Origin of the sequence: Kribbella sp. NPDC050820 (genome assembly GCF_040653975.1) — a bacterium.
GTDB lineage: Bacteria > Actinomycetota > Actinomycetes > Propionibacteriales > Kribbellaceae > Kribbella.
In genome coordinates this window covers 1-11,295 of the sequence record NZ_JBFAHB010000135.1, presented here as the reverse complement: position 1 = coordinate 11,295, position 11,295 = coordinate 1, and the positions used below count along the sequence as shown (strand labels likewise).

11 protein-coding genes are annotated in these 11,295 nt (G+C 69.9%); 6 read left to right on the top strand and 5 right to left on the bottom strand.

The window, feature by feature from the left end; genetic code table 11:
* Positions 1 to 103 precede the first annotated feature (103 nt).
* Positions 104 to 646, bottom strand: a complete 543-nt coding sequence (locus AB0H36_RS47135; protein ID WP_360538622.1) for a PadR family transcriptional regulator — start codon at positions 644 to 646, stop codon at positions 104 to 106.
* 185 nt (positions 647 to 831) lie between these two features.
* On the opposite strand from AB0H36_RS47135, the gene AB0H36_RS47130 reads away from it, so the two are divergent.
* Positions 832 to 1,317 carry a TrkA C-terminal domain-containing protein gene (locus tag AB0H36_RS47130; RefSeq protein WP_360538619.1) on the top strand — a complete coding sequence of 162 codons (486 nt, stop codon included), beginning with the start codon at positions 832 to 834 and terminating at the stop codon, positions 1,315 to 1,317.
* Position 1,318: 1 nt separating this feature from the next.
* Complete coding sequence (locus AB0H36_RS47125) at positions 1,319 to 2,533, top strand: cation:proton antiporter (RefSeq protein WP_360538616.1); 1,215 nt, start codon at positions 1,319 to 1,321, stop codon at positions 2,531 to 2,533.
* A gap of 98 nt (positions 2,534 to 2,631) precedes the next feature.
* Here AB0H36_RS47125 and AB0H36_RS47120 read toward each other — a convergent pair whose 3' ends face one another.
* The 4 genes from AB0H36_RS47120 to AB0H36_RS47105 are packed head-to-tail and all read right to left on the bottom strand — an operon-like array spanning position 2,632 to position 5,761.
* Entirely contained in the window at positions 2,632 to 3,195 is a 564-nt protein-coding gene (locus AB0H36_RS47120; protein WP_360538614.1) for a YdeI/OmpD-associated family protein, read from the bottom strand.
* A gap of 27 nt (positions 3,196 to 3,222) precedes the next feature.
* Complete coding sequence (locus AB0H36_RS47115; RefSeq protein ID WP_360538611.1) at positions 3,223 to 3,711, bottom strand: methylated-DNA--[protein]-cysteine S-methyltransferase; 489 nt, start codon at positions 3,709 to 3,711, stop codon at positions 3,223 to 3,225.
* Positions 3,708 to 4,262, bottom strand: a complete 555-nt coding sequence (locus tag AB0H36_RS47110; RefSeq protein WP_360538608.1) for a GNAT family N-acetyltransferase — start codon at positions 4,260 to 4,262, stop codon at positions 3,708 to 3,710. The genes AB0H36_RS47115 and AB0H36_RS47110 overlap by 4 nt, the downstream gene beginning before the upstream one ends.
* A gap of 2 nt (positions 4,263 to 4,264) precedes the next feature.
* Complete coding sequence (locus AB0H36_RS47105; RefSeq protein WP_360538605.1) at positions 4,265 to 5,761, bottom strand: DNA-3-methyladenine glycosylase 2 family protein; 1,497 nt, start codon at positions 5,759 to 5,761, stop codon at positions 4,265 to 4,267.
* Positions 5,762 to 5,872: 111 nt separating this feature from the next.
* On the opposite strand from AB0H36_RS47105, the gene AB0H36_RS47100 reads away from it, so the two are divergent.
* The 4 genes from AB0H36_RS47100 (at position 5,873) to AB0H36_RS47085 (ending at position 11,180) form a co-directional block, all read left to right on the top strand.
* Entirely contained in the window at positions 5,873 to 6,613 is a 741-nt protein-coding gene (locus AB0H36_RS47100) for an SDR family oxidoreductase (RefSeq protein ID WP_360538602.1), read from the top strand.
* Between the two features lie 33 nt (positions 6,614 to 6,646).
* Positions 6,647 to 7,429: an LLM class flavin-dependent oxidoreductase gene (locus AB0H36_RS47095; RefSeq protein ID WP_360538599.1), complete on the top strand. Its 783-nt coding sequence runs from the start codon at positions 6,647 to 6,649 to the stop codon at positions 7,427 to 7,429.
* A gap of 66 nt (positions 7,430 to 7,495) precedes the next feature.
* Positions 7,496 to 8,500, top strand: a complete 1,005-nt coding sequence (locus tag AB0H36_RS47090; RefSeq protein WP_360538596.1) for a LacI family DNA-binding transcriptional regulator — start codon at positions 7,496 to 7,498, stop codon at positions 8,498 to 8,500.
* 37 nt (positions 8,501 to 8,537) lie between these two features.
* Positions 8,538 to 11,180, top strand: coding sequence for a glycogen debranching protein (locus tag AB0H36_RS47085; RefSeq protein ID WP_360538593.1), 2,643 nt, complete (start codon positions 8,538 to 8,540; stop codon positions 11,178 to 11,180).
* Positions 11,181 to 11,295 lie beyond the last annotated feature (115 nt).

Below are 11,295 nucleotides of genomic sequence, written 5' to 3'. Positions count from 1 at the left end.
CCTGGACTGAGGAGCGGAGGGAGCGAAGCGACCGGAGTGACGAGGGAAGGCCGGGAGTTCCAGCCCCATGACCCGCCGCGCCGGAGGCGTGGCATCAGTAGAGTCATGACTCGTCCTTCCGGAGGGCTTCGATCACTTCGTCGCACCACTCGACGAACGACTCCTCGACACGGATGCCGCCGCGGAGGACCAGGTACTGGTGCAGGTCGCGGCCGTTCAGCGTGGCCGGCTTCGGGAAGTCACGCTTCTGGATCCCGCGGTAGACCTCGAGCCGGGTGGCGTGCTCGGCCCGGTGCCGCTCGACCTCACGCAGCACGACGCCGGGATCGCCGTACGACGCCCCCCGCAGCTTCACGCCGAGTCCGTCCCGCAGGACCGCGGGGTCCTCGGGCTCGGCCAGCCACCGGGCGAGCTCCGCCTTCCCGGCGGTGGAGATCCGGTAGACCTTCTTGTCCGGGCGGCCGTCCTGCGCGATCTCGGTGTGCCGGACCCAGCCGGCCTCGTCCATCCGGCGCAGCACCCGGTAGATCTGCTGGTGGGTGGCCGGCCAGAAGTACCCGATCGACCGGTCGAACCGCCGGGCCAGCTCGTAACCGGACCCGGCCCGCTCGGTCAGTGAGACCAGAATCGCGTGCTCCAACGCCATGGTCGGCACTGTACCTATGCAACTCGTTGCAGTGCACCTGTTTGCAAGTCAGATCACAGCAATCCGCCGGTGGGCGCTGAGGGAAGGAAAGAAGGGGAGAGAGGGAGGGCGGAATCACATCGGCGCGGGGGTGGTTGAACTGAAAGAATGGTTGCAGACGCCATCTATCGCGGGATCGAGGAACCATGGACCAGCAGGCCCACCCGACCAGGACGACGTTGCCCGGAATCGGCACCCGGTACGACCTGATCACCGACGGCGGCAAGCACGTCTCGGTGGTCGTGCACAACGACGGCCGGCGGTTCCTAGGGTTCCACGATCCCGACGACGACAACAACTGCAAGGACTCGGTCCCGCTGGATCCCGGTGAGGCGGCCGCGCTGTCCGCGCTGCTGATCCCGGCGCCGCTCGACCCGGTCCGCAACGAGATCGAGATCGACCTGATCACCGAGCACATCCCGATCACGGCCAAGTCGCCGTACTCGGGCCGCACGCTGGGTGACACCCAGGCCCGCAGCCGGACCGGCGCCTCCATCGTGGCGGTACTACGCCGCACCGGCGCGACCCCGTCGCCGACGCCGGACTTCCGGTTCGCGACCGGCGACACCCTGGTCGTGGTCGGCACCCGCGAGGGCGTCGACGCCGTGTACGACCTGATCGCGGGAGGGTGAGATGCACGAGGACATCACCGCCCTGCTGATCGAGCTGGGCGCGGTCATCCTTGCCCTCGGCATCCTCGGCCGGATCGCGTCCCGGTTCGGGTTCTCGCCTATCCCGCTCTACCTGCTGGCCGGCCTGGCCTTCGGGCACGGCGGGCTGCTGCCACTGGCCGCGAGTGAGGAGTTCGTCGCGACCGGCGCCGAGATCGGCGTCATCCTGCTGCTGTTGCTGCTCGGCCTCGAGTACACCGCGTCGGACCTGGTCGGCACGCTGAAGACGCAGTATGTCTCGGGTGCCGTGGACTTCCTGCTCAACGCGTTGCCGGGCGCGGCCGTCGCGCTGCTGCTCGGCTGGGGCCCGGTCGCCGCGGTCGCGCTGGCCGGTGTCACCTGGATCTCGTCGTCCGGCGTGATCGCCAAGGTGCTCGGCGACTTCGGCCGGCTCGGCAACCGGGAGACCCCGGTGGTGCTGGGGATCCTGGTGCTCGAGGACCTGTCGATGGCGGTCTACCTGCCGATCCTGACCGCACTGCTCGCCGGTGTCGGGCTCGCGGGCGGCAGCATCACGTTGCTGATCTCGCTCGGCACGGTCAGCGTCGTGCTGTTCGTTGCCCTGCGCTACGGACGGGTGATCAGCCGGGCGGTCTCGTCGGACAACCCGGAGATGCTGCTGCTCGTCGTACTCGGACTGACGTTGCTCGTCGCGGGCATCGCGCAGCAACTGCAGGTGTCTGCGGCGGTGGGCGCGTTCCTGGTCGGGATCGCGTTGTCGGGTGAGGTCGCGCACGGCGCGCGGAACCTGCTCAGCCCGCTGCGGGACCTGTTCGCCGCGGTGTTCTTCGTGTTCTTCGGGTTGAGCACGGATCCGCGGGCGATCCCGCCGGTGCTCGCGATCGCGCTCGGGCTCGCGCTGGTGACCACGCTGACCAAGGTCGCCACCGGCTGGTTCGCGGCCCGCCGGGCCGGCGTGGGCACGGCCGGGCGCTGGCGGGCCGGCGGCACGCTGGTCGCGCGCGGCGAGTTCTCGATCGTCATCGCCGGCCTGGCGGTGGGGGTCGAACCACGGCTCGGCCCGCTGGCGACGGCGTACGTGCTGATCCTGGTCATCCTCGGCCCGATCGCCGCCCGCTACACCGAACCGATCGCCCGCCGCCTCACCGCTCGCCGGACCGCCGCCGGCCCACCCGCCGCCGAACGCCTGGACGACCCCGCCAACACCCCCACCTGACCCACGGTCGCCGGGGACCGCGGCCAGGAAACGGGGACCTCGGACATCTGACAAGGTGTAGGAGGCCCCCAGATGGTGTCCGAGGTCTCGCGGCGGGTTCAGCGCGCGCGCACGTTCTGCGCTGCCTGTGCGACGGTTTGCTCGATCCGGCGCGCACGAGTCTCCGGCCGCTTCGCAAGGGTGATCCACTCGAGGATCGCCCGCCTCGCCGACGGCGGGAAGGCCCGGAAGTGCTTGTCGGCTTCGGGCTTCGCGGCGAGCGCCGCGGCGAGGTCGTCCGGGACGATCAGGTTCTGGGCGTCGGCGAGCAGGTCCCAGGTGCCGGTGCGCTTGGCCAGGTCGATCAGCTCCTGACCCGACGGGTCCATCCGGCCCGCCGCGGTCAGGCGCTCGACCCGGTCGCGGTTGACCTTGCTCCAGGTGCTCCGCGGGTTCCGTGGCGTGAAGCACTGGTACGTCGTCTTGTCGTCGCGCTTCACGGTCTTGCTGTCGATCCACCCGAAGCACAACGCGGTCTCGACCGCCTCCGCGAGGTTCGGGCCGGCCGCGTCCCGGTGCACCACCAGCCAGACCGACCGCTCGGTCCGCCCGTTCGCGGCCAGCCAACTCCGCCACTCGCCGGCGGTCAGTTCCAGCGCGTCCACATCAGTCAGCGTGCTCATACCTGACAGCATGCGCCAGATAAGTGCTCAACCAATGAGCACTTTCTGACCGCGTTCGTGGTCCAGCAGGGCTTGCTTGCGCTCGAGGCCGCCGCCGTACCCGGTCAGGCTGCCGGTCGAGCCGACCACGCGGTGGCAGGGAACGATGATGCTGATCGGATTCTTGCCGTTGGCGAGCCCGACCGCCCGCGATGCCCCCGGCACGAGGCCGAGGGTCCGGGCGAGCTCGCCGTACGTCGCCGTCTCGCCGTACGGGATGTCCTGGAGCGCGGTCCACACGCGCTGCTGGAAGGGTGAGCCGGCCAGATGCAGTGGTACGTCGAACGTCGTCCGGCCGTGCTCGAAGTACTCGGCCAGTTGCTCGGCGACGGCCGGCAGCACCGAGTCGTCGCGGACGCCGAAGGTCTCCATCGGCGGGCGGTGGCGGTGCCGATCCATGTAGACACCGGCGAGTTTGTCGTCGACCTCGACCAGCATGAGCGGGCCGAGGGGACTGTCCGTCAACGCATACGTCACCGCGTGGACTCCCACTGCGCGCGGTCGATCCGGTAGAAGACGTGACGCTGGAGTCGGTGGCCGGCCTCCAAACGCGGGTGGTCGAAGTCCCCGGGCTCGTCGTGGATCATGCCGATCCGCTGCATCACCCGCTGGGACGGCACATTGGTGGTCGCGGTGAACGACACGATCGCGTCCAGCCCGGCCGGACCGAACCCGTGGGCCAGCGCCGCCCGGGCCGCCTCGGTCGCATAACCGTTGCCCCAGGCCTCTTTCGCGAGTCGCCAGCCGATCTCGACCGCCGGCATGAAGTGCGCCTCGAAACTCGGCACGGACAGTCCGGTGAAGCCGATGAACCGGCCGGTGTCGCGCACCTCGATGGCCCACAGACCCCAGCCGCGCTCGTCGATCGCGGTCGTGTTCCGGTCGATCAGGGCGTCGCTTACTTCCCGGCTCTGCAGCGACGGGAAGTGCTCCATCACCGCCGGGTCGGCGTTCAGCGCGGCGAACGGCTCGCGGTCGGACTCGCGCCACTGGCGCATCAGCAGACGGTCGGTGGTCAGCTCGGTCATACTCACTCCGCGGGGATCTTGTTGATGGCGTGGTCACCGGTGGCCCACAAGTACTGCACCGCGTAGGCACGCCAGGGCCGCCACGCGAACGCGTGGGCGGTCAGTGGTTTGGGGGCCTCGGGCAAGCCTAGATCACGGGCCGCGTAGCGGATACCCAAATCACTGGCCACGAAGGCGTCCGGGTCGCCCAGCGCACGCATCGCGATCGACTCGACCGTCCACGGCCCGATCCCCGGCAGGGCCGTCAACTGCTCGCGCGCCTTGTCCCAGTCGGCGCCGGCCCCGAGGTCGATCTCACCGGCGGCCAGCGTCCGGATCAACGTCATCAACGTCGTACGGCGGGACTTCGGGAACGCCAGCGTCTCCGGATCGAGCCCGGCCAGCGCCTCCATGGTCGGGAACAGATGCGTGAGCCCACCGGCCGCGTCGTCGATCGGCTCGCCGTGCTGCAGGACCAGCCGATGCGCATGCGTCCGCGCGGCCGCGGTCGACACCTGCTGCCCGAGCACCGCCCGGACGGCGAACTCCTCGCCGTCGACCGTGTGCGGAACCCGGCGACCGGGGGCCTTCACGATCAGCGGCGCGAGCACCGGATCGCTGCTCAGCAGGTCGTCGACGGCGACCGGGTCGGCGTCGAGGTCGAGCATCCGGCGGCACCGGCTGATCGCGATCGCGAGATCACGCTGATCGGTGAGCGACAGCTGGCAGGCGATGTGGTCGGGCATCGGCTTCAGCGCGACCACTCCATGGCCGTGCGGGAGTCGCAGCGTGCGCCGGTAGTGCCCGTCGCGCCACTCCTCCACTCCCGGCACGCCGGTCGCGATCAAGTGGCCGAACAGGTTGTCCGGTGTCAGCGGTGCGCGGAACGGGAGCCGGAGCGAGATCGTGCCCGGTGCGGAGGTCGCCGTACCTTTCTTGGCCCTTCGGCGCAGCTCGGTCGGCGGGAGCGCGAACACTTCCTGGACCGTCTCGTTGAAGGTCCGCACGCTGGAGAATCCGGCTGCGAAAGCGACGTCCGCCATCTGCAGCTCGCTGGTCTCGATCAGCAGCCGCGCAGTCTGTGCACGCTGAGCCCGGGCGAGCGCGAGTGGACCGGCGCCGAGCTCGGCCTGCAGCTGGCGTTGCACCTGGCGGACGCTGTAGCCAAGCTGGCCGGCCAGTCCTGGTACGCCGTCCCGGTCGACGACGCCATCTGCGATCAGCCGCATCGCGCGGGCGACGAGGTCAGCGCGGTCGTTCCACTCCGGTGAACCCGGGCTAGCGTCCGGGCGGCACCGCTTGCAGGCGCGGAAACCGGCCTGCTGAGCGGCGGCGGCGCTCGGGTAGAACCGCATGTTCTCCACCTTCGGCGGCGCCACCGGGCAACTCGGCCGGCAGTAGATCTTCGTCGTCAGCACCGCGGTGAAGAACCACCCGTCGAACCGCGCGTCCTTCGACTGGACCGCGCGGATGCACCGCTCTCTGCACTCGTACACGTGGTCCAGCATCCCTGCTGCCACCGACAGTCTCTAGCGGTTTTGCGACATGGAGGTATCGCGAGAAAACGACGCCAGGATCCCGGGTCGTTTTCCCGCCAGAGTCCGGGTGGCTCACCGGGTGGACTGGAAGACATGAACGAACTGACTGGCAAGAAGGCACTGGTGACCGGTGGCAGCCGCGGAATCGGCGCGGCGACCGCGATCGCCCTGGCCGAGCGCGGCGCCGATGTCGCGCTGACCTACAACAGCTCTCCGGACGCGGCGGCGAAGGTCGTGAAGGAGATCGAGGCGCTCGGGCGGCGAGCGTACGCGTTGCCGGTGGATGCGGCTGATGCGAGTGCAGTGGCAGACGGCGTTGCGCAGGCCGCGGAACGGCTTGGCGGTCTCGACATCCTGGTCAACAACGCCGGCGTCGGCGCGATCGGGCCGATGACCGACTTCAGCCTGGACGACGTCGATCGGGTGCTCGCGGTGAACATCCGTGGCGTCTACGCGGCTGCGCAGGCCGCAGTACCGAGGCTGTCCGACGGCGGCCGGCTGATCCACCTCGGCAGCTGCGCCGCGGGTCGTGTCACCAGCCCGGGCATGACGCTCTACGCGATGAGCAAGGCCGCACTGGTCGGCCTGAGCAAGGGCCTGGCCCGCGAACTCGGCGCCCGCGGCATCACGTCGAACGTCGTCCAGCCCGGCCCGATCGACACCGACATGAACCCCGCCGACGGCCCCTTCGCCGAACCCCAGATCGCCGACCTGGCCCTCGACCGCTTCGGCACCCCCACCGAGGTCGCCGCCGCCATCACCTACCTGGCCGGCCCCAACGCCGCCTTCCTCACCGGCACCGAACTAACCATCGACGGCGGCCACACCGCCTGAGAGTTGTCGGCGCCGATGGCTAACGTCATCGGCATGCGTTACTCCGTGACAGTTGGGGCGGTCGGTCCAGGCCGCGACCCGCGCGGGCTCGCTGAGCTCGCGCGGGCAGCCGAGGCCTCCGGCTGGGACGCGATGTTCCTGGAGGACTACCTCGTCTACCAGGGCGACACCACACAGCCGACCTACGACCCGTGGATCTGTCTGGCGGCAATGGCGATGGCCACGTCGCGGGTCAGGATCGGTACGACGGTGACACCGCTGCCTCGGCGGCGGCCTTGGAAGGTCGCGGCCGAGGCAGTGGCACTGGATCACCTGTCGAACGGGCGGTTCGTGCTCGGGGTCGGCAGCGGGGATCCCGGCGACCCGTTCATGGGCGACGGCGACCCGAAGGCACTGGCCGAGATGCTGGACGAAGGGCTCGACGTGATCGCCGGGCTGTGGACCGGTGAGCCGTTCAGCTTTGCCGGAAACCACTATCAGCTCGATCAGGTGCAGCTGATGGCTCGGCCGGTGCAGACGCCGCGGATCCCCATCTGGGTCGGCGGGAACCTCCTGGTGCCCGGCGTACGACGCCGGATCCTGCGATGGGACGGGAGTTGCGCGTACAAGGGATCGACCGACGCACCACAGCAGATCACACCGGACGACGTACGGGCGTTGCTTGCCGAGCGTGACGGGCCCTTCGACGTCAAGGTCAGCGGTGGTGACCCTGCGGAGTTCGCGGCGGCAGGTGCAACCTGGTGGGGACGGTGGATCGCACCCGGGCCGCCGGAGGAAGCCCTCGCGATCATCAGGCAGGGGCCGCCGAGGCGTTGACACCGGGCGGGGCGGGAGAGAGACTGCGGATGTTTTTAACGTTCAAAATGTTCGTGGGAGGTTGCGGTGGCTACGTTGAAGCAGGTCGCCGCGCATGCCGAGGTGTCGGTGCAGACGGTGTCGAACGCGTTGAACGCACCGCATCGCCTCCGGCCGGACACGCTCGAACGGGTCAATCGCTCGATCGAGCTGCTCAACTACCGGCCCAATCGTAATGCCCGCAGCCTGCGCACCAGCGCGGTCGAGCTGATCGGCTACTGCGTCCCGAGCTGGCCGAACCAGACCCACCTGGTGATGGACCAGTTCCTGCACGCGCTCTGCGCCGCGGCGGAGACGAGCGGCCGGCATATCCTGCTGTTCACCGCCCCGGCCGCCGTCCAGGGCATGCCCGTGTACGACGACCTGCACGCGCGCCGCCTGGTCGACGGGTTCGTGCTCTCGCAGACCGAGACGCACGACCCGCGGCACGGCTGGCTGAAGGACAAGCAGATCCCGTTCGTGTCCTTCGGGCGAGTGTGGAAGCAGACCACCCAGCCCGGACCGTGGGTCGACGTCGACGGCGCGGCGGGGTCCGCGCTGGCCGTGCAGCACCTGTACGACGCCGGCCGCCGCCGGATCGCCTTCCTCAGCTGGCCGAAGACATCCGGCCTGGCCGAGGACCGCCTGACCGGCTGGCGCAACCGCTGCAAGAAGCTCGGGCTGCCGACCACCGGCCTGGCCGTGCGCTGCGGCGAGGACAGCATCGACGAAGGCGCCCGGGCCACCGCCGAGCTGCTGGACAGCGACCAGCCGCCGGACGGAATCGTTGCCCTGAGCGACATTCTCGCCCTCGGCGCGCACCGCGAGCTGAGCGACCGCGGGCTCACCCCGGGCGCCGACGTCGGCGTCACCGGCTTCGACGACTCCCCGCTCGCCTCCGTCGTCTCCCCCGGGCTGACCAGCCTCCGGCAGCCGATGGACCAGATCGCCTCCGAGCTCATTTCCATCCTGACCGGCACGTCGAACGGCATGCCGACCGAACGCCTGCTGCAACCCGAACTGGTGATCAGGGGTAGTTCAGCCCCTGGCTGATTGCGGTGCACGCGCGCCGCGAGAAGGAGGACCCGCCATGTCTCCCCGCCCAACCGTCAGACGCAGCACCGCCCCGCCGCGCCGGGCCCGTCGTACGGCCGGTGTCACGCTGCTCGCCGCAGCCACCATCCTGGCCGGCACCGCCTCCGCCACCGCCGGCTCGACCCCTCCGCAGGGGACCGCCGGCCCGACTGTCCAACCGTCCGAGCTCTCCGAGACGACAAGACTGGCCGACCGACGCTCACTCGTCGTCGGCGACCGCGCCTACGCAATGGGCGACGAGACCGGCCTCTACCCCGCCGCGGGGTGGCACATCCGCGGTGAGATGGGCGGCTTCTGGACCCAGCCGATCAAGCTCCTCGACGGCCTGTGGTTCGGCCTCGACGGCGCCTGGCTCGGCAAGGACGTGGCCGCGCAGAAGTACACCAGCGGCCACGGCTACAGCCGCATCGACTACTCCGGCGACGTCAGCGTCCGCCGTACCGACTTCGTCCCCGACGGCATCCGGGCGACACTGGTCGGCCTGACGCTGCAGTCCGATACGGCGAAGACGGTCAAGCTCGACGTCGACGCGCACTCCGAGCTGATGGCGTCGTACCCGTGGGGCTGGACCACCCCGAGCGCGGCCAACGCCAACCTGCAGGACACGGGCGCCTACGCGGACGGCTCGCTGCGCTTCCGCGAGCAGGGCACGCCGTCGTACCCGAACGCGACCGAGCACAACTACGCCGCGTTCGTCGGATCGTCCCTGCGTCCGACGAGCCACGCCCTCAGCCCGAACAACCGCGGCCCGCAGGACCCGGCAGTGATCTGCCCGGCCGACGGTACGACGCCCGCCCGCTGCGACGACTCGCTGATCGGCAAGGGCACCGGCGGCCGGCTCACGTACGACGTCAAGCTGGCAGCGGGTCAGTCGAAGACCATCTGGTTCGCGGTGGCCGGGTCGGACGACGGGACGTCCGCCGCGCAGCGCGAGTACCGCCGAGCTCTGAGCAGCCCGGATGCGTTGCTGAAGGCAAAGATCCGGGACCGCCAGAAGATCGACAGCCTGTCTGCAGTGGACCTGCCTGGTGATCGGCTACTGCAGCAGAGCGTCGAGTGGAGCAAGCAGAACCTCGCCGACTCGGTACAGGAGGCACGCAACCTGCGCATCCGGGACGTCAACGAGGGCAAGGACTATCCGGCGCCGGTAGGCACCGTCGAGGCGGCGCGCTGGTTCGGCGCGGGCTTCCCGGACTACCCGTGGATCTTCGCGACCGACGGTGAGTACATGGCCTTCGCAGCCGTCGCCGCCGGGCAGTTCGACACCGTGAAGGGGCACTTGCGGGCGCTGCGGGACATCAGCGACATCCTCAACAACCGCAGCGGCAAGGTCGCGCACGAGGTGGTCCCGACCGGTGACGTGTACTTCGGTTCCAACCAGAGTGCCGGCAACACCGACGAGACGGTGAAGTTCCCGAGCGCGGTCGCGCTGCTGTGGCGGTGGACCGGCGACGACCGGTTCCGCGACTCGATGTACGACTTCAGCGTCCGCAACCTGCAGTACGTCTACCGTGAGCTGGACAAGGACGGCGACGGCTGGCCGGAGGGCCTGGCGAACGTCGAGCGGGCCGGCATGGGTGTCGAGAAGCTCGACAGCACCGTCTACCTCGCCCGCGGTCTGCGCGACCTGGCCGACCTGGCCGCCTCCAAGGGCGACACGACGGTCCAGCAGTGGGCGACCGCCCGCGCGAACGACCTCGAGTCCCGCTTCGAGGCGCAGTGGTGGGTCCCGCAGGCGATGGGGTACGCCGACTCGGTCGACGACCCCGCGAACCCGGCGAACGACAACACGCCGATCTTCCAGCGGCACTGGATCGGTGTCACGCCGATGGAGGCCGTCCTGACCCGGCCCGGTCAGCCGGCGTCCCCGCTGGCCTCGGCCGAGCACGGGCAGATCGCCCTCGAGCAGCGCGAGAAGCCTTGTTTCACAGGAGAGTTCGGGCTCTACCACACCGGCACCGGACCGACGTCCGACCCGGCCGGCAACCCCGGACCGTCGTGTGACCCGATCGTCTCGCAGGTGAAGAGCGAGCGGGCGATGTTCGGCCTGAACACCGCGATCATGGCCGTTGCTGAGGGCAACTTCGGCCGGATGGACGTGGACCAGCAGCAGTTCTACACTACCGGCAACGCGCGCATCCAGCTCGACCCGTCGGTCTGGGAGACGCCGGGCGCGATGCCGGAGATCGCGCCGTCGCCCGACTCGCCGGCGAACATCGGCCGGCCGTTCTACGACCGCTCGATGTCGCTCCAGGCGTGGGGCGCGTACGGCATCCTGTGGCCGGTCGTGCACCAGCAGCTCGGTGTCGCGCCGGATCTCGGGCACGGCAAGGTCGCAGTGGTCCCGCAGCTGCCGGAGGGCCAGCAGAAGGTGGCCGGTAGCAACATTCGACTCGGTCGCGGATCCGTCGACGTGTCCGCACGCCTTGCAGGCAAGGAGTTGCGGACCGACGTGCGGATCAAGGGGGTCGGCGCGAAGTTCACGGTCGGGGCCGTCCTGCCGGCGGGTGCGACGGTGAAGAGCGTCACGCTGGACGGCCGCTCGGCGCCGTACCAGCTCGTCACCACGACGCGCGGAGTGGAGGTGCACGTGGCGGCGCGCGGTTCGTCGCCGTCGCTGAAGATCACACTCAACTGATTGAACTTCGGGGCCTGACCCTGCCGGGCCCCGAACCGCCGGCCGGCGCACCCGACCGCGTCCGGGTCCCAGCCGCCGGTGTCGACGACCGTGAAACCGCGGCCGGCCCAGTTGG